The sequence below is a fragment of the Synechococcus sp. W4D4 genome (assembly GCF_047716805.1).
Classification (GTDB): Bacteria; Cyanobacteriota; Cyanobacteriia; order PCC-6307; family Cyanobiaceae; genus Vulcanococcus.
This window is the reverse complement of the sequence record NZ_CP180404.1, coordinates 849575-866131: the sequence shown is the minus strand read 5'-3', so window position 1 is coordinate 866131 and position 16557 is coordinate 849575. Positions and strand designations below refer to the sequence as shown.

The following is a 16557-nucleotide window of genomic DNA, read 5'->3' as shown; positions in this document are numbered from 1 at the left end:
ACGAGCAGAGAGTGGCTCGGCTGGATAGCCCGTGCCATAGGTGCTTCGACTCAAACGATGGCGGTTGTGCGAACGGCCGAAGGAGGAACAACTGGAGTGCACCAGAGACGCGCGCATCCGTTGACACCTAGCCCTCGAGCAAACGTCCCCGCCAGGTCCAGCCACGGCCCGTGGTCGTCTTCCAGATGCTGGCCGGAACGATGGCTGCAATCAAGAACGCACCCAGCCAGCTAAGCCACCAAAAGCGGATCGGCGTGCCAAAGCGCCAGGAACTCCAAAGACGAATCGCCAAAACCAAAACCAATGACGCCCCGACAGTGATGGCCGTGAGCGGCATCACTGCTCCCCCCAACAGTTGCTGGAGAAGCAACAGAGCAGCAGCGACCCAAGGCCCCGCGAACAAAAGAAGCACGACGCCTACGCTCCCTGCCGCCTTGAACCAATTGCGATCCACCCCCAAGAACCAGTTTTTGGTCCAGCCTTCCCAGAGGGCAGCCAGGGAGCGATACATCTGCAGGTCGACAAGATCCACACCCAGCAAATACCGCAAGCGGAGATTCGCTTGCTTGATCTTGCGCGCCAGGGCGAGATCCTCAACCACTTCCGAGGCAACTCCACGGTGACCACCAATGGCTCGGTAGCTGGAATAGCGAAAGAGCATGAAGGGCCCCGCCGCAAAAGCGGTTGGATCATCGGGGTCATTGCTGCGGCGAATCGGGAAGCCAAGGCCGAGCAACGTCGCCACGATTGGCTGGACCAACCATTCCGCCAAACAACTGCATTCCAGGCGCGGAGCCAGGGTCAGTAGGTCACTGCCTTGCGAGCAGGCCTCTTGAAGGGCGGCCTCGATGACACCCGGGCGTAAACGCACATCGGCATCCAGGAAAAGCAACCACTGGCTGGAGGCATCGCCGACGGGCCAAGACAAATCAGCCCCCACGCTTGCCGGCCAGTTTTTGCCCGACCAACGCTCACCGCCGGGACGTGGGCCGGCTTGCACAACTCTCCAGCTCAAATCCGTGCGCGGGCAGGCCAGGCGCGCCGAGTCGGCCAAGGCCTGGGTGTCATCGCTAGAGGCATCGTCGATCACCACCAGCTCGATCGGCCAATCAGGCGGTAGTGCAGCGACGATGGCTCCGAGACAGTCCGTGATGTTGTCGTGCTCGTTGTAGGCGGGCACCAGGATCCGCAACCAGCTACAGCCGCTGGGCCGTTCCTGCGAGCCACTCGCGCTCAGCCTCGGTGCGCGGCCCAGTTGCAGCTCGAGGGCCAGCAACAACAGCAGCAAGCAGGCACTGCTGGCGCTAGCCAGCCAGAGGATCAGCGGCATAGAGCGCTCTTCAGAATCCGCCGATGCAGCTCCAAGGTCGAGCGAATCGAGGCAATCACGGAGCTCGCTGGAGGTTGATCCAAGCTCCGGCTCCACTGCTGCAGGCACTCGGATGCCGACCTGCTAGAGGCCACATCCAAGGCATCGCAACGCAACTGATCAGCACAGGCCTTGACCTTGGGGTCATAGCTCAGAGCACTGACTGGAGCACCGGAGAGGGCAGCCAAGATCAGGGCATGCAGACGCATCGCTAGCACTAGGCCAGAAGAGCGGAACACCGCCATCGCCTCCCTGGGATGGCCAGCGCTGAGTTGGCGGCTACGCCGGGATAACCCCTCAGGCATCAACCCTTCGCTGCGCAGCTGCTCCAGAAGCGAACCGTCCTGCTCGCGGTGGAACGGAAGCCAGAGCACCTCGCGATCCGCCTGGGAAGCGAGCTGATCGAGGGCCTCGAGATAGGGACTCCAATCGGTCCCCTGGAGCAGGGGGGTCGGACGCCAACAGACAACGATCGGACCGCCACGGCCAAGCCATTGCTGCGGCGGCAGCAACCAAACCGCATCGCCAGCATGCTCGGCATCACAGCCCAAACCGCGAGCCAAGGTTGCCGATTCGGGATCACGCCAACTAACGGCAGTGGTCATCCGCAAAAGCAGACGGACCAACGCGCGACTGCGTCTGCGCTTGAGCGGACCCAGGCCCTGGGCCCAGAGGACGACAGGTTTCCCCTGCAGGCGCGCCGCCGTGAGCAAGGCGCCGTAATAAAGGAGGCTGTTGAAGCTGGTGCTGTCCTGCAACAGGCTGCCGCCACCTAACACCAGTGCCTGGCAGGAGCGCAGACGAGCGAGAACTGCCTTCAGATCTCGCCGTTGGACGGTCTCAACGCCATGCCGTTGCTGAACCTCGACTTCATCAAAGGCCGTGACAACGGGGGTTAGGGACTCAGGAAGCTCTCCCAGCAGCGCCTGCAGGAGTGCGTCATCCCCCAGGTTGTGTTCGCCGTAGTAGCCGCAGAGCAAAACAGACTGGGGCACACCACTGCATCGCGCGATCACCAGTTTCGCATCGATGGAAATCGCCTAGGCCACTGCCACAAGCCGTTGACGCAGCAAAGGAAGTTCCTGATCGATCAATTCACGCGCATGATCAAGCGATGCGGTTGTTCCCAAAAACAAGCCACTGCTGTGACGGATTTCAAAGCAATGGGGTTGTTGGGGATGGGCCTGTAGAGCGATACGGCACCCCCGATGAATCCAAGCAGGGATCTGCTGTAAATCCGACATTCAGCCATGAGGACCTACGTCACTAGAGCGTCAGCCGATCCGAGGCACAACCGCCAGAACGGAAGAAATTTCAAAGGTTGGGCAACAGTGCTGAAAGACGAGTTCTGAAATCCCCTTTGGGCATCCCTCCTTTCAGCTCCCCGTGGATCGTGAACTCGGCCTCGAGATTCTCCACGAGGAGATAGGTCGGCCAGCCCATGCCCTCCTTATTCGGGTACTGCGCCAGAAGAATCTTGCGGTACTTCCGATAGGTCTCGGTGTCCTGCAGCATCACACTGACAAAGATGCAACCCAGTTCTTCGACCACTTTCGCGTCGTAGTGGCTCATCCGATGGCATGTGCCGCAATCCTCGGAACTGAACTTGAGGACCGTTAACGCCATGTCGTCTGCTGCAACCTCAGAAACTTAGAGGCATTGATCGAAGCTGATCTCACCCAAGAAACAAACATCGAGAAGACGTTGCAATGCAGCCGCCCGAGATGGCAAACCCCATTCCTCCTTCAGTGCGTCGAGGCGAGCTAAGTGGACGCGGCGGATATCGCAGGTGACCTTGACGCGCTCGTCACCCAAAAATGGAAGGCTGTGCATCTCCCTGGCGAATCGCTGCCGCAACGATGGCCGCAATCAGGGGGATGTCAACGCAGAACGGGAACCGGCAGATAGGCAGGGGCAAAGCTGCAGGCCAGCACCAGCTGACGCAAGGGCAGGCCAAAGACCGTGCTGACGAAATCAATCGCGACGCGGGACAGCAAAGGACCAAACCCAGTGCCTCAATTGTAAAGAGACGTAAAGCAGGACTCAGCTTGCAGGTGTCAGGTCAGGGATCGGCCCTGCCGCAGCTGGCTCTAGGGCGAGAGATCCGCATTGAGACCAGTCACTTCCTGCTTGGTATCGAGTTTGTCGGCCAAAGCCCTTGCCTCTTGAGCGAGCTGGCGCTCCAGCAGCACGCGGTCGGTGACATCCCGTTGCACGGAAACCCAGTGGGTGTACCAGCCGGTGGAATCCGCCAAGGGCGAGACCTTGAGCTCGATCCAACAGGTGGATTGATCACGCCGGTAATTAATCACCTGCATGGTGGCCGGCTTCCACTGATCCATGGCCGCCCGCAGGGCAGCCGTACTGTCCCGCGATGTCTCAGGTCCTTGGAACAAACGCGGACTCCGGCCAAGGACCTCATGGAGTGCGTAGCCCGTTTGCTCCAAGAGCGATTGATTGGCATAAACAATCACTGGTCCAGGAGCATCCAACGGCTCGGCCAGGGTCACGAGAACGGCGTCTTGGGCCGTGTCGAGGACACCCTCGAGCAATCGCCGATAGGCGTCTTCGTTGGTTTCTTCGGGGGAGGCATCAAGACGCTGGGCACGACGCCGCAACACGCCAACACCAAAACCAGAGTCACAAGCAAACAGCCGTATTCGAGTGGCCAACTCAACGCCGGTGGGATGGGGGAGAGGGAGGACATGGTCCCGCGGTCCCTCCGTGAGGCGCCGGTGCTCTTGGAAGATCAGATCGGCCAGCTGAGGCCAGCAATCGCGAATGAATTGGCCACACCACTCCTGGGACTGATGCCCCAGGCGATGCATTGCGGTGCGACCCACATGGCTGACTTGGCCATTCGCCCCGCAGAGCACCAGACCATCACCGGGCTCAAGCAGGAAGAAAGGTTGCATTCCAGATTCCCCAGGCACCAACCCTATCGGTCGTTCCAGGGCCGATGCTAAGGAGATGGTTGCGGCCCCTTACTTCGAAGCCATCGCCGTTGAGGCATGGCTTGGCTCTCGCAGAATCTTCGACGGCCTGAATCTGACCCTGCGACTGGGGGAGCCCACCGTGCTACTCGGTCCCAACGGTGCCGGGAAAAGCACCTTGATCAAGCTGATCAGTCGCAGCCTCTATCCGGTGGTCAAGCCGGGGTCATCGCTTCACCTCTTTGGCAGCAGCACCGTCAATCTCTGGGCACTTCGCCAACGGATTGGCTTTGTCTCTAGCGATCTTCAAGCTGGATACATCCCGAGCGTCTCCGCTGAAGAGGTCGTTCTCTCTGGGCTCTTTGGATCAATCGGATTGGGACGCCCCCAACAACCGAACCGCCAGCAATGGGAACAGGCGTTTAACCAACTCGAGGCCATCGGTCTAGCCGATCTCTGTGGTCGTCCTTTTGGTGAATGCTCGGATGGCCAGCGGCGTCGGTTGCTCTTAGGCCGGGCACTGATTCACAGGCCCGAGGTTCTGGTTCTCGATGAGCCAACCAACGGACTCGACTTCAAAGCCAAGCATCAGTTGCTTGAAACACTCAGAACGCTGAGCCAGCAGGGCACCACACTGCTGCTGGTGACGCATCAGTTGGATGCCGTCATTCCGGAGATCCAACGGGCAGTTCTAATCAAGCAAGGCTCCATCGTTGCGGATGGTGCTGCGGCGGATCGACTCACCAGCAAAGGCCTCAGTGATTGTTTTGAGACACCGATTGCTGTTCTTCAGCAGGGGGGATGGCGCCAGGCTGTACCGCAATCAAAACCGCTAGGGATCAAGCCATAAAAAACAGCCCGGTCAGGGCTGTGTGAGGAGGCTTCGCTGCCATAGAACCGGAGCCAACCTCAGCAGGCGATGGGTAGAACAACTCAACCGTTCCTAGCGAAGGGTAGGGCTGATGTCCTTCAGCGGAATGGAGTCATTGCCCCAGGGTCCAGCGCCAAGGAGAGGTTCAGCGCCGGGGCGCGGAACGAGCGTTGAACCAGCCTGGTAAACAGCATCGACCCAGGCCAGGAGCAATGGACCCAGCACCCCACCATTGACCTGTTCACCAGGCCGCAGGTTGAAATGATCGCCGCCCTTGGCCAAGACCAACTGGTGGCCGAAGGGCACCGCCTGACGCATCGGCGTAATCGCCTCCGGATCGGGAGGAACAACCCAGTCATGGGTGCCGCTGACAACCAGGAGACGGGCACTAGTGGCGCGCAGTTCCGGCATCGCAAACAGCAATGACATCGGGGGCGATACAGCCACCGCCGCCACAACGCGTTGATCCTGGAGTGCCGCCTGGTCCACGCCATCCAACCAGCTGCATTGGAGAGTCCAACTCAGATTGCGCTGGGGATCATCCAGTTGTGGGCAACGGCTTTTTAGCTTTGCGGCTTGCGGCACCAATCCCGCCTGCTGCAGCGCCGTCGTCGCTCCCCATGAGTGGCCAATGACGACCACCGCATCGGCGTTGACCCCAGAGACACCCGACAGCTGACCGGCCGCTACAGCATCGGTCAAAGCACTGAGGTCGCGAAAGCGCAGGCCCAACTCAACGGGTTTGGGCGGTGGAACGGCGCCGGTGAGCATGCGCACCTGCTCCTTGTTGTCGCTGCCGGGGTGGCGGGGCAAGGCCACTGTGTAGCCGCGGGAAGCCAGCACAGTGCCCCAAGAGGCGAAGTTCCTTGGGCTGTCCCAAAGACCGTGGGAGATCAGGACCAAGCGTCCATTGCGCCGTTGAGTGGGTTCGACCAGCAGCACATCCAACGGTTCTGGGCGGTGGTTGACTTGAAGACGAACCTGACGTTGCCGTGCGGATTGAGATGTCTCCTTTGCAGGAGCCATAGGCAGAACAGGGGGATCAGCTTGCGCAAAAAAACTGTTGGCCTGGGCGCGCTGAGCCAGCATCCGGCCCAAGATTGTGCGCACCTGTCCAAGGTTGAAGCGAACACGCTGACCAGGCAGCGCCTCAATGAGCTCCACCAGGGTTGGAACACCACTGTTGGAGTTGGCCATGGCTTGCTCCAGAGCCATCCGAAAAGTATTGCCGGTGAGATCAGGACGACGGGCTTCGATGGTCCCAAGGGATGACACCACCAGAAGGGCCTGCTCCAACAGCGGTGATCCAACGGAGCCATCCGCCAATCGGGTGAGGGAGATCGGAATTGGCCGCTGAAGCAGCTGAAGCAGGGCCTGGCTGACTGCGCCATTGGAGGCGCGGTCCAATTCCGCCAAGTCGCTGCGACCAGCCATCAGGGCATGGGGGCTTTTCAGCTCGCTGATCCGAACGCTGAAACTCGTCTGCAAGAGGGGCAGCTCGATCAGAACCTCTTCAATCGCGCGACTTGGCGCTGCCGTGAAGGGGAGAGAGGCGGCGGCGAGCAGGGCCAGGCTCAGCCGCTGAAACCACTGGAAGCTCAACACAGGCGCAGCCGCGATCCGCTCTCCATCATCGGGGCATGACTGCGATCGGCACCCCGTCCTCTTCCCTCCAACACGACGCTCCAGTGGAGGTCGCACTGGCTGTTCTTGAGAAAGACGGCTGCTGGCTACTGCAGTTGCGCGATGACCTTGCAGGAATCGTTGCCCCTGGCTGCTGGGGTCTGTTTGGTGGTCACCTCGATCCAGGGGAATCCCCAGAACAAGCGCTGCGCCGGGAACTCTGGGAAGAAATCCGGCTGGAGGTGGGCTCCGTGGAGCCTTGGTACGTCTCCCGCAGCCCCAGCAAAATCCGTCATATCTTCCGTGCACCTCTGCAGATACCGCTTTGCCGGCTGGACTTGATGGAGGGGCAGGACCTGGCGCTGTTCCCACCGGAGCTTCTGGAGTCGGGCCAAGGGTTCAGCTCGAAACTGCAGACCTCTCGCCCCCTGGCCGAATCAACACTGGAAGCCCTAGGCCGATATCAAGCCGGGGGACGCTCAACAATGCGGTAATAACTGCGCTCGTCGGAGCAACAAAGATCGGCGTAGTAGCGCTCAAGGACGTCATAGGCCGCGTCGTAACTCTCGAAGTCCTGCCCCGCAATGGGATCACTTGGGTGCGGATTGGCGTCCTGCCCATCAAGAACGATGCGAAACACCGGTCGCTTCGGTTGCAGCCGTGCCAGTAACGCATCAAAAGTCAGACCCTCACCAAAGGCACGCTTCAGGGGGTTCAAGCCAATCGATTGGCGATCGGGATGCAACTTCGCGGTGGGGACGAGCCAAAACAGCCATTGCGCTGGCTCAAGGGGATTGGTCGGAGCAGAAGTGCTCTCCCCCAACAAAGCAAACAACAAGGTGGTGGCCTCACCACCGGGGATACGGAACTGAACCGTGCCTGGCTTCAGCTGGTCGGCTGAGCTGTAGAACGCCGCCGTAGAAATTGCCAATTGCCAACCCTTCAGCGGCAACACAAGGGACTGAAGATCGGCATTGGGCTTGGAGGGACCCGGGTCGAGTTCCAGGCCTTTTAGAACCAACCAGTGGCAGCTGGCCTCTCGGACGTCATCGGCAAGCAGGTCGGGCGTATTCCATTCCAGGAAGGCCGAGAGCTCAGACATCAAACAAGCTCCTCCACTCGACTTCCTGGTTCACCGATTCAAGCTCGCCTTCCTGGGGAAACCCAACCAGAAAGTCTTTGTCGGCCAGGGGCTGGTAAGGACCTTGTTTGAGCTCAAAGATGACCGTATCGGCCGTCAAGGCGACCAGGGAGTGGAACGATCCCTCGCTCAGTTGCAGGCCACGAACTGGGCCCGCGGCATCGAGCCGGTGGCGCTGAATACACACTCCATTGTCGTCAAACAGCAGAACACCGATTGAGCCCTGAAGCACCACAAAACACTCAAACCCCTCCCCTGTTCCCTGACGGCTGTGCCGATGCGGCCTGACATAAGTACCGGGCTGCATGACGTTCAAGAAACGCTGCACCAGATCGCTCTCCTGGTGCAGGTTGAAATTCATCCGTTGGCGATCGCTCTGGCGCGAGCGCAGCGCCACCTGATCAAACAGGTCTTGATCAATCAATTGGAGCGCAGGCGCAGTCATCGACAACAACGAGGAATCAACACAGGTCGGTAGCGACACGTACCGACAGCCTGGGATGGGTCAGCGACTGTGGCTGAGTCATGAGCAGTGGCCATGCCCGATTGGATCCGACCTCTGATTGCCGTCAGTCTGACCAGCTGCAGCGTCGGCTTGCTGACCGCCCTTGGGGGTTAAACCTCGCTAGTGTGACGATTGCACATTCGTCCACACCCTGGGTCCCGTTGGGATTTCTTTGTCGACTCATCGTCAATACCGGCTGCGCCGGCGTCACCAGCATGGTCATGCATGCCCAGAGCCATGCACAGGCCTTGATCGCAGCCCAGGAGTTGTTCCCGGCATGCCAAGTCCAGGTGATGGCCGGCAAGGGGCGCGATCCCATGGAAGCTGAAGGCAACCTCGATGAACCAAACGGGTTGACCTGAGTTCAGGCCAGAGCCTTCAGCAACAACGACAGCCCCATCAACAAGCACAGCAGCTCAAAAGCGCGCTTGACCAGCTGGGACCCCTGCCTGAGCGCCAAGTGGGCGCCCAGGTAACCGCCAGCCAGGGATCCAAGCAAAAGCATGGGAAGCCAGCCCCAAGCGATTTGCCCCTGGACCCCCAGGGTTAGAGCGCCGGTTCCGTTCCAGAACAACCCCACCAAGATCAATGTGTGGGGAACGGCTTTGCCGTAATCCAGGCCGAACCAACGCACGAGCCAGAGCGTGACAAAGAGACCCGTCCCCGAGGTCAGCGAGCCGTTGAGGAAACCAATCAAAAAGAGAACGAGCGCGCCCAGACCCACTCGCTGTCTCGTCCAACGGAACTCGCGGGAGCTGGCTCCCAGTTGCGGGCGAGAAGCGGAATAGCCCCCCAAGGCAATGGTCAAGAGCCCGAGCAACACTGTCGACAGCTGGGCAGGCAGGGCGAGAACGGCGCGAGCCCCCAACCAAACCCCTGGCAAACCGCTCAGCAGGATCAGCGCCGAAAGGCGCGCATTCAGGGTGCTCTCTCGGGCATGGCGCAGGCTGGCACCCACACCAAGGGAGACGCTGGCCAACTTGTGGGTAGCCAAGGCCACTGGGAAGGGCAAACCCATCAAAATCAGCGCCGGCAACTGCACCAAACCAGCCCCACCTCCCGCAAGAGCAGAGAGGGCATTGGCCAGCAGCGCGACAGACAGCAACCCCAGCTGCATCCAGAGCTCAGGGATGCTCAAGGACGACTCCGAAACCGCCGAGAGAAGCTCGCACTGAGAGCGTTCGCCCACGGCAGGGGTAGGTACTGAGCCACGGCTGCAATCAAGCGATTCAGCCGTCCTGGGACGACGACAACACGCTGGTCTTGGAGGCCACGCTCCGTCAGCTGCACGAGCTGATCAACCGTCATCCAGAACACGCCCGGTAGACGCTGCATCCGCTCTTCGACCCCAAGGACGGAATGGAATTCCGTGTGGACGTATCCCGGGCAGAGCGCCATCACCCGAACCCCAGAACCGGCGTTCTCCGCCGCGAGGGATTGGGACAGACGAATCAGATAGGCCTTCACCGCGCTGTAGAGCGTGCTTCCGGGCAGTCCAGGAATCAAACCAGCAAGGGACGCGACGTTTAAAACTGTTCCCCGCTGGCGCCGCTGCATCTCAGGCAGGAGATGACGCGTCAGCTCCGTTGGCACCTGGACCATCAGCTGAAGCATGGCCTCAAGCTGCAGCCAGGGAGAAGCCTCGAAGGTCCCGCGCAGACCAAAACCAGCGTTGTTCACCAAGGTCTCCACCCACAGCCCATGGGCGGCCACACGAGCCAGAAGCTGCTCAACGGCCCTGGGCCCACTGAGATCCAAGGCCATGGCGACAACCCGGATGCCAAAGCGCTGCTCCAGACCAGCGGCCAATTGGTCCAGACGCTCCTGTCGGCGTGCCACCAACACCAGGACCCCTGAGCGCTGGGCAAAGGAATGAGCCAACGCCGCGCCAATCCCACTGGAGGCGCCGGTGATCAGCGTGCAGGGACAGGCAGCAGGATCGGAAAATTGCTCGAGCGATGCCAGCGAATCAGAGCTGGAAGACAAGCGCTCGGCGAGCTGCAAACACGCATCCATCTCGTTCCAAAGGAGCTCCCTTCGTTCAGAGGTGACGGAAAACGAGCGGTGGTGGAGATCACGGCCGACGTAGCGCAGGGCATCGACCACCCTGCGGCGATCGTCTGAAGCCAGCGCATCAACGGACCAGGAATCGTCTCTCGGTGATGTCACGCCAATGGAATCTGTAGGACCGATGCCAAGGGCCACAGTGCCGAACGGGAGACCACCCTCGACCAAGCGGGAAACACGTTGGAAACAGTGATCCCCACTGGCTGGTCATCTTGACCCAACCCCCCTTGGCCACAGGTCCGATCTGACTACTCGTACATCCAATCGAAGGATTCAGGGCTCGCAGGCGACAACGCATTGGGCTTGGGTTCGGCTGATCGCGGGAGGGTCAAACGGGCCAACAGCGTCAGCTCAATGGTTAAGGCCGTGATCAGAACAACAAGACCCCCAGCCGCAACCAGCGCCTGGGGATGCGTCACAACGGAAAAAGCTTGTTCCATCTCCACAGGGCTCCATTGGGTACGGTCCAACCCCACCCCTAGCCACGGCAGAGCGACCTGATCACAGTCGTCTCAAGGGGGACTAGCGCATCCCAAGAAAGACCCTTAAGATTGATTTTAGGTTTGAGCACTGGGAGTGAACGAAAACAACCCCGTCCTGCAGTCGATGCGCCAAGAACTGCACGAGCTCAAGCTCCGCTACGGCCACTCTCCGACGGATTTCAACCGCTACCAGCTCGTGCGCCATGAACAGCGCCTGGCTCAGTGGGTTCCGAGTGAAAAAATCGGCGCCTGAGTGCAGCCCTGAACGGCATGGAGCCCAAAGCGATTCACCTGGGTCCGGGTGCCGACCTTCGCAAAAGCCTTGAGGCGTTGGCCCAGGAAGAGCAAGCCGAAGGTTTTGTCCTGAGCGTTGTCGGCAACCTCAGCAAAGCAGCCTTTGCCTGCCCCGGAAGCAATCAACCCACGGTGCTCAGCGGTGAGCTGGAAATCATCACCCTGCAAGGAACCGTCTCCCCCAAGGGGGTGCACCTACATCTGAGCTTCTCCGATGGTGACTGCCAGGTTTGGGGCGGCCACCTCGAGCATGGAAGCGAAGTCCTGAGGGGTGCCGATGTGTTGGTGGGCCTCCTCAAGCGCTCCAACAAACCCGGAAGCCCGAGCGTCCCGGGACAACCGCGCATCAAGCTTGCGGTTGCAGAGGGTTGCCCCTGGTCCAGCCGGGCCATGCGGATGCTCCGCAGTCTGGGAATTCCCTTCGAGCAAGCCGCTCCCGAAGCAGGTTCGCTGCCCCAAATCTGGATTGAGGGGACGATGATCGGCGGATACGAGGACCTTGCTGACTGGCACGGCCAAGGAAAACTTGAGCGCTTCCGCACTGGCTCCTGACACCAGCACCTGGCAGCTCCGAACAGGGGCTCGTTGTCAGCTGGTCATTGGACGCTTTCCCCCCTTCGACTACGACGCCTCCCGCGGCGGAGGGCTCGTTCTCCACTCACCAGCGGATGCTCATGGAGTACAGCAACTGCGGGTTCCTTGTGAAGGGCTGACCATTCCCCCACTCGATCGCCAGACTGCACGCCTCTTCGGGGTCCCCCTGCCACCGGGCATCAGCGTGCAGATCCAGCCAGACCGCTTGGAAGGCGTCCTGAACCCCAGCAGTGGCGAAGTCAACCTGACCTTCCGCTCTCGCTTTCGCTTCACCCTGGGACCAGCCAGTCGCCCCCTTTATCAAGCGTCCGATCTCATCGTGGAAACGGCATTGACCAGCGGCACCAGCCATGGCCGGCGGCACCGGAGCCAGGGGCAACCACTCAATGACGAGGGCAGGGGTCGCCTGGTGGGCGTGGCCACCATTTCCCCCTGCCAAGACGGCTGGCTGAATGCCTTTCTGGGCCTTCCCGATGAAGCCCTGGCCGTCATGGATGTCCAGTTCCTCAGGCCGTGACCCCGAGCGAACGCCCCCTAGGCCAGGAGCTGAAAGCGGCCCTGCTCATCCCAGTGGTCCTGCTTGCGATCGCTTGGCTGCAGGAAGGAATCGATCAGATCCTGTTCAGAGGGCAGTGGAATTTGCCCATGCTTCCCGGCGGTTCCGCCCTAGGGATCCTGACCGCTCCCTTCAGCCACGGCGGCTGGGGACACCTGCTGGCGAACAGCACGATGTTCTTACCGCTCTCCTGGTTGGTCTGCTTCAAAAGCAAGCGCGATTACGTCGCGGTCTGGTTTGGTGTATTGATCACGACCATCCCGGTCTGGCTGTGGTGGCGCAATGGAAGCCACGGGCTTTCGGGGGTGATCTATGGATTACTCGGATATCTCTTGCTGATTGGCTGGCTTGAGCGCAGACCCCTGAGCATGCTCCTCTCCGTCAGCACCCTCGTGCTCTACGGAGGAGTCCTGCCAAGCTTGCTGCCCCTGTTCACACCAGCAGGTGTGAGCTGGATCGGCCACGCAGGCGGATTTACCGGAGGACTACTCGCCGCTGCAGCGGTCTCGCGATCAAGACCATGACAGGTACCAAGCGTCGGCAATCCATACCCCAGTGGCTTGGTGTTTCCGCCCTGGTGAGCGCCATGGGCCTTGGGGCATCAGCGCAGCCCTGGGCACCGGGCATGGAGCCGCCGCCTGTGCTCGAGCCGGCCAGCGCCCAAGAAGCCAAGAACGTGGATGCGATGCGCGAAGGGGGGCAGCGAAAGCCCTACCTCAAGGCAGCCCATGACCTGCTCCATCGCCATTGGGGCACCCGGGTCAAGCCGGAGCTGCTCTTTGCCGGCGACACGGCCAATGGCTGTGGCATCAAGCGCGTGCAGCATCCAATGGCCTTCTACTGCCCCCCGAGCAAACAGATCGCCATGGCCCTCGAGCTCCGCAGGAGCGTCAGGTCTGCCAAGGGACTCAGTGATGCCTCACTGCTCTTGCTCGATCTCGCCGTTTTAGCTCATGAATGGGGGCATCACGTCAACCGTGAGAAGGGGCTAGGTCCTTTTAGTGGCGGCATAGGACTGACCGTCAAACAAGAGGAACTTGCCGCCGACTGGCGAACCGGTGTCTTTCTCGGCTGGCTCATGAACGTTGGCGCCCTGAAGGTTGATGACTTCTCACAGACCGCGAATCTTCTGTTTGAGATGGGGGATTACGAGCGCATCTCACGCCAGCACCATGGCTACCCCAAGGACCGGTTTAGGGCGCTGACCCGGGGCTTGAGCTCCCAACTCCAACCAGGGCAATCCATTGGGGAATGGACGGTCGACACCTCCGAGACCTTCAGCCGTCGACTTCCTGAGGAGCCAGGGGATGCACCACTTGGAGCGCGCCGCTACGAGGTCCGGCGCTTTGAGATTGAACGGGGCCAACAAATTGCCACGAACCTGATCGGCGGGTTGTTGGGCGCGGCCAGCTGCGTTTGGGGCAGCCAAGACCAGTGCGTTGGGATGGCCATGCAACAGGGAAAGGGGCGTGCCCTAGGCAGCTACACCGAACGTCAACTCACCCTGTGGTGCAACAGCGGCACCTTTGACATCAGCGCCGATGATTTCGATCCACAGCCCATCGGGCGGGACGGGAAAGGTCAGGCTCCGATCCTGGCCTCGAGAGACTGCAAAGACCTAGCTGCCCTCAAGCAAGAGCTCTAGGGCCAGCTTCTCCGCCAGGGCTGCATCGATGGCGCGTAAGTGACCAAGGGCCATCACTCGATCCTGGCTGGGGAGGTGTATGAGGTCCGCGACCGCCAGTTCCAAACAACGTCGATCGAACTCGAGATTCACGCATGGGGTGCAGCGATCGGATCGAACCGTGGGGCGTGAACACCATCCAGCGCTGGTGGTCAGATCCGCAGCTAGCCCTCTCAACCTTGCAGGGCTTTGAGCTCCTCTTCCTGACAATGCTGGAGCCAGGCCTGCTGCAGATCCACCCGGGTAATGCGGTAACCCAAGAGACGAGCCTGAAGCAACAGGGCGTTGTCATCACTGCAGTGGCACAGCAAACGCCGCAGATGCGGTCGGGCTTCCGCTTCGTCGACCAAGCGCTCGAGTTCTTGCCAGCTCATGACGCTTCACCGGGTTCCAAACCATCGCAAAGCCAGAGGCCGGAAGCCAGATGTTGGCCACGAGTCTCGCGAGCCTCCTGAGGCTCAACGGCTCCGCCTCTGTCGCGAGAAGCCCTTTGAACCTCCCGTGGTTCAGAGCAACGCTTGGCCCCTGATGGGCACATGAGACTGGTCTTTTTTGCAACGAGCTGTGTCATGCCCTTTCCCAGAACGCCGCTGATCCCTTAACAACGACTCAAGCCGCCAGCGGGCGATGGGCTTCTTCGTTCAACTCACTGAAGCCATCGCAGAGCGTCAGTCCCTGCTGATGACGGGACTCGACCCCAACCCAGAGATGCTCCAGAGCTGGGCTCTGAGCCGAGGGATGGGGAATCGCTCGTTCCTCAGCCAGGCCCGCCATTGGATCAAGGCTGTCGTGGAGGAGACCAGTCCCCATGTCTGTGCCATCAAAGCCAGCCTCGGCTTCTATCAGGCCCTTGGCCCCCTTGGCCTGGAGTTGCTGCTTGAGGTGCGCGACCTGGTGCCGCGCGATCTCCCCCTCATCATTGATGCCAAGCATGGCGATCTGAATTCCTCCACGGCCTTAGCCCACTACCTGTTCAAGGACTTGGGGGTCGATGCGGTCACCCTCTCGCCCCTCGCCGGACAGGACATCGCCGCCCCGTTCTTGCTCTATCGGGACAAGGCCGTGGTGATCACCTGCCGCAGCTCCAACCCGGCGGCCAAACGAATCCAGTACCACCCCAACGACAGCGATCCACTCTTCCTCCAGATTGTTCGCGAAAGCCAACTCTGGGGAACACCCGATCAGGTCTTACTGGAAGTCGGCACCAGTGATCCGAAGGTGCTTTCACAGGTGAGGCAAGCGGCCCCAGAACGGGTCTTGATGCTCCGCTCCATCTGGAGTGAAGAGGAGCGCGTGGATGGATTGCTTGAAGCCGGCCTGAGCAATTCAGGGGACGGGCTGCTGATTCCCATGCCCCAAAACCTCCTGGTTGAAGACGACCTATCCGAACAAGCCGAGGCTCTCAAAGGTCGAATCAACCGGCGCCGCACCAGCTGGATGGAACAGCACCGTTCCGAGAAAGCCGAGACCTGCGAACTTTGGCTTGCCAACCAAACGGATGCCAAGAGCACGGCCGACCCGATGGCCGAGCTGATCGTTGAGCTCTTCGATATCGGATGCCTCCTCTTTGGCGAGTACGTCCAAGCCTCGGGAGCGGTGTTCAACTACTACATCGACCTCAGGCAAATCATTTCGGACCCAAACCTCTTCCATCGAGTGCTGCATGGCTACGCGCAACTCATGGAGGGGCTGGACTTTGACCGGATTGCGGGCATTCCCTATGGAGCTCTGCCGACCGCAACAGGGCTGGCCCTACAACTGCACAAGCCGCTGATCTATCCCCGTAAGGAAGTCAAAGCGCACGGCGCCAGACGCCTCATCGAAGGGGACTTCCAGGAGGGGAATCGCGTGATCGTTGTCGATGACATCTTGATCAGCGGAGGCAGTGTGCTGGAGGGCATTGCCAAATTGGAGCGCTCCGGCCTTGAGGTGAAAGACGTCGTTGTTTTCATCGATCACGGCGGGCAGCGCGATCAGAGTGCGCGCGAGCGGCTAAAGGCCAAGGGCTATGACTTCCACGCGGTCATGGACATTGAGCGGATCACCAAAGCCCTGCTCGACGCCGGGCGACTCACGGCTGAGCAAGCCAAGGTGCTGGGATAGGTGCAGTTCTGATGAAGCAGGTGGGCAAGCTCCTGGGCACAGCGACTGGGTTCATGGCCCTGGGCGTGCTGCTGGTGAGCTGCGGGCCCCCCGCTGGGCAGGTCAGTCCTGAACGGGAGTCCGAACAAGGCCCATCGAGGGAGGCCCAAAAGGAACGCCAGGAAGACGAAGAACGACTCCAAACCCTGAGCACAGAAGCGGAGGATCTGTTCAACCGCGGCGAAAATGACCTGGCCTGCGAACGGGTTCGCCAAGTCCAGGAGCTGCAGGCGGAGCTCGGCGTTGAGCCCAGCGAGCAACGCCTGGAGCAAGCCCAGGCCTGCATCACCGACTGA

General features: G+C 60.7%; 23 protein-coding genes. 10 read left to right on the top strand and 13 right to left on the bottom strand.

Features of this window, described 5'->3' with window-relative positions; translation table 11 throughout:
- Positions 1-127: 127 nt before the first annotated feature.
- The 5 genes from ACLM42_RS04730 to ACLM42_RS04710 all read right to left on the bottom strand — a co-directional run bounded on the left by ACLM42_RS04730 (position 128) and on the right by ACLM42_RS04710 (position 4284).
- Positions 128-1330 (bottom strand): glycosyltransferase, encoded by a 1203-nt coding sequence (locus tag ACLM42_RS04730; RefSeq protein ID WP_415399910.1) that lies wholly within the window; start codon positions 1328-1330, stop codon positions 128-130.
- The gene (gene csaB, locus ACLM42_RS04725; protein ID WP_415399909.1) at positions 1321-2364 is read right to left on the bottom strand and encodes a polysaccharide pyruvyl transferase CsaB; all 1044 of its coding nucleotides are present in this window, start codon (positions 2362-2364) and stop codon (positions 1321-1323) included. The genes ACLM42_RS04730 and csaB overlap by 10 nt, the downstream gene beginning before the upstream one ends.
- Positions 2365-2683: 319 nt before the next feature.
- On the bottom strand, positions 2684-2995 hold the full coding sequence (locus ACLM42_RS04720; protein WP_247911054.1) for a thioredoxin family protein: 312 nt from the start codon (positions 2993-2995) through the stop codon (positions 2684-2686).
- A 24-nt stretch (positions 2996-3019) separates the two neighbouring features.
- Positions 3020-3202: a hypothetical protein gene (locus tag ACLM42_RS04715; protein WP_247911055.1), complete on the bottom strand. Its 183-nt coding sequence runs from the start codon at positions 3200-3202 to the stop codon at positions 3020-3022.
- A 257-nt stretch (positions 3203-3459) separates the two neighbouring features.
- Positions 3460-4284: a PAS domain-containing protein gene (locus tag ACLM42_RS04710; protein ID WP_415399908.1), complete on the bottom strand. Its 825-nt coding sequence runs from the start codon at positions 4282-4284 to the stop codon at positions 3460-3462.
- A gap of 55 nt (positions 4285-4339) precedes the next feature.
- Here ACLM42_RS04710 and ACLM42_RS04705 point away from each other — a divergent pair, with 55 nt between their 5' ends.
- A complete protein-coding gene (locus tag ACLM42_RS04705; protein ID WP_415399907.1) occupies positions 4340-5152 on the top strand; it encodes an ABC transporter ATP-binding protein in 813 nt (270 codons plus the stop codon).
- A gap of 93 nt (positions 5153-5245) precedes the next feature.
- Here ACLM42_RS04705 and ACLM42_RS04700 read toward each other — a convergent pair whose 3' ends face one another.
- Complete coding sequence (locus tag ACLM42_RS04700; protein ID WP_415399906.1) at positions 5246-6775, bottom strand: alpha/beta fold hydrolase; 1530 nt, start codon at positions 6773-6775, stop codon at positions 5246-5248.
- A gap of 38 nt (positions 6776-6813) precedes the next feature.
- Here ACLM42_RS04700 and ACLM42_RS04695 point away from each other — a divergent pair, with 38 nt between their 5' ends.
- The gene (locus ACLM42_RS04695) at positions 6814-7290 is read left to right on the top strand and encodes an NUDIX hydrolase (protein ID WP_415399905.1); all 477 of its coding nucleotides are present in this window, start codon (positions 6814-6816) and stop codon (positions 7288-7290) included.
- On the opposite strand, the gene ACLM42_RS04690 is transcribed toward ACLM42_RS04695, so the two are convergent.
- Both ACLM42_RS04690 and ACLM42_RS04685 read right to left on the bottom strand, forming a co-directional pair.
- Positions 7260-7898: a hypothetical protein gene (locus ACLM42_RS04690; protein ID WP_415399904.1), complete on the bottom strand. Its 639-nt coding sequence runs from the start codon at positions 7896-7898 to the stop codon at positions 7260-7262. The two genes, ACLM42_RS04695 and ACLM42_RS04690, sit on opposite strands and share 31 nt — an antisense overlap.
- A complete protein-coding gene (locus tag ACLM42_RS04685) occupies positions 7891-8382 on the bottom strand; it encodes a WbuC family cupin fold metalloprotein (RefSeq protein WP_415399903.1) in 492 nt (163 codons plus the stop codon). The genes ACLM42_RS04690 and ACLM42_RS04685 overlap by 8 nt, the downstream gene beginning before the upstream one ends.
- Before the next feature lie 221 nt (positions 8383-8603).
- Here ACLM42_RS04685 and ACLM42_RS04680 point away from each other — a divergent pair, with 221 nt between their 5' ends.
- Entirely contained in the window at positions 8604-8804 is a 201-nt protein-coding gene (locus ACLM42_RS04680; RefSeq protein WP_247911062.1) for a hypothetical protein, read from the top strand.
- Between the two features lie 2 nt (positions 8805-8806).
- Here ACLM42_RS04680 and ACLM42_RS04675 read toward each other — a convergent pair whose 3' ends face one another.
- The 3 genes from ACLM42_RS04675 to ACLM42_RS04665 all read right to left on the bottom strand — a co-directional run bounded on the left by ACLM42_RS04675 (position 8807) and on the right by ACLM42_RS04665 (position 10949).
- A complete protein-coding gene (locus ACLM42_RS04675; RefSeq protein WP_415400125.1) occupies positions 8807-9559 on the bottom strand; it encodes a sulfite exporter TauE/SafE family protein in 753 nt (250 codons plus the stop codon).
- A 17-nt stretch (positions 9560-9576) separates the two neighbouring features.
- Positions 9577-10611, bottom strand: a complete 1035-nt coding sequence (locus ACLM42_RS04670) for an SDR family NAD(P)-dependent oxidoreductase (RefSeq protein WP_247911063.1) — start codon at positions 10609-10611, stop codon at positions 9577-9579.
- 146 nt (positions 10612-10757) lie between these two features.
- Positions 10758-10949: a hypothetical protein gene (locus tag ACLM42_RS04665; RefSeq protein ID WP_415399902.1), complete on the bottom strand. Its 192-nt coding sequence runs from the start codon at positions 10947-10949 to the stop codon at positions 10758-10760.
- Positions 10950-11085: 136 nt separating this feature from the next.
- Between ACLM42_RS04665 and ACLM42_RS04660 the strand changes: the two genes are divergently transcribed.
- The 5 genes from ACLM42_RS04660 to ACLM42_RS04640 are packed head-to-tail and all read left to right on the top strand — an operon-like array spanning position 11086 to position 14080.
- Positions 11086-11244: a hypothetical protein gene (locus ACLM42_RS04660; protein ID WP_247911065.1), complete on the top strand. Its 159-nt coding sequence runs from the start codon at positions 11086-11088 to the stop codon at positions 11242-11244.
- Between the two features lie 17 nt (positions 11245-11261).
- The gene (locus tag ACLM42_RS04655; RefSeq protein WP_415399901.1) at positions 11262-11837 is read left to right on the top strand and encodes a PCC domain-containing protein; all 576 of its coding nucleotides are present in this window, start codon (positions 11262-11264) and stop codon (positions 11835-11837) included.
- Positions 11812-12396: a hypothetical protein gene (locus ACLM42_RS04650; RefSeq protein ID WP_415399900.1), complete on the top strand. Its 585-nt coding sequence runs from the start codon at positions 11812-11814 to the stop codon at positions 12394-12396. The genes ACLM42_RS04655 and ACLM42_RS04650 overlap by 26 nt, the downstream gene beginning before the upstream one ends.
- Entirely contained in the window at positions 12393-12959 is a 567-nt protein-coding gene (locus tag ACLM42_RS04645; RefSeq protein ID WP_247911068.1) for a rhomboid family intramembrane serine protease, read from the top strand. The genes ACLM42_RS04650 and ACLM42_RS04645 overlap by 4 nt, the downstream gene beginning before the upstream one ends.
- A complete protein-coding gene (locus ACLM42_RS04640) occupies positions 12956-14080 on the top strand; it encodes a zinc peptidase (RefSeq protein ID WP_415399899.1) in 1125 nt (374 codons plus the stop codon). The genes ACLM42_RS04645 and ACLM42_RS04640 overlap by 4 nt, the downstream gene beginning before the upstream one ends.
- Here ACLM42_RS04640 and ACLM42_RS04635 read toward each other — a convergent pair.
- Together ACLM42_RS04635 and ACLM42_RS04630 are read right to left on the bottom strand one after the other, a co-directional pair.
- Positions 14054-14212, bottom strand: a complete 159-nt coding sequence (locus ACLM42_RS04635; protein ID WP_247911070.1) for a hypothetical protein — start codon at positions 14210-14212, stop codon at positions 14054-14056. The two genes, ACLM42_RS04640 and ACLM42_RS04635, sit on opposite strands and share 27 nt — an antisense overlap.
- An 80-nt stretch (positions 14213-14292) precedes the next feature.
- Positions 14293-14493 carry a Nif11-like leader peptide family natural product precursor gene (locus ACLM42_RS04630; protein WP_247911071.1) on the bottom strand — a complete coding sequence of 67 codons (201 nt, stop codon included), beginning with the start codon at positions 14491-14493 and terminating at the stop codon, positions 14293-14295.
- Between the two features lie 253 nt (positions 14494-14746).
- Between ACLM42_RS04630 and ACLM42_RS04625 the strand changes: the two genes are divergently transcribed.
- Positions 14747-16222, top strand: a complete 1476-nt coding sequence (locus ACLM42_RS04625; protein WP_247911072.1) for a bifunctional orotidine-5'-phosphate decarboxylase/orotate phosphoribosyltransferase — start codon at positions 14747-14749, stop codon at positions 16220-16222.
- Between the two features lie 11 nt (positions 16223-16233).
- A complete protein-coding gene (locus tag ACLM42_RS04620; protein ID WP_415399898.1) occupies positions 16234-16557 on the top strand; it encodes a hypothetical protein in 324 nt (107 codons plus the stop codon).